This is a genomic window from Klebsiella sp. K47, from assembly GCF_051858335.1.
Classification (GTDB): Bacteria; Pseudomonadota; Gammaproteobacteria; order Enterobacterales; family Enterobacteriaceae; genus Klebsiella; species Klebsiella pneumoniae.
Genome location: NZ_JBPYUI010000271.1, coordinates 1 through 235, shown reverse-complemented (window position 1 = coordinate 235; position 235 = coordinate 1). Strand labels below are relative to the sequence as shown.

At 42.1% G+C, this 235-nt stretch carries 1 protein-coding gene; it reads left to right on the top strand.

Features of this window, described 5'->3' with window-relative positions:
* A partial coding sequence (locus RRF55_RS28000) for a GTP-binding protein (RefSeq protein ID WP_439419298.1) occupies positions 1 to 235 on the top strand: 235 nt, incomplete at both ends.

Below are 235 nucleotides of genomic sequence, written 5' to 3'. Positions count from 1 at the left end.
AAGCACAGTCAGTTGCGAACTGTTACACCGCAATTGAGCAAGGTCTCGAAGTCCTTCCTGTATTGAATAAAATTGATTTACCACAGGCTGAACCTGAACGTGTGATTCAAGAAATTGAAGACATTATTGGTATTGAAGCAACTGAAGCGCCAACCTGTTCGGCAAAAACAGGTCTTGGGATTGATAGCGTTTTAGAAACCCTTGTTAATGTCATTCCTGCACCTATTGGTGATCG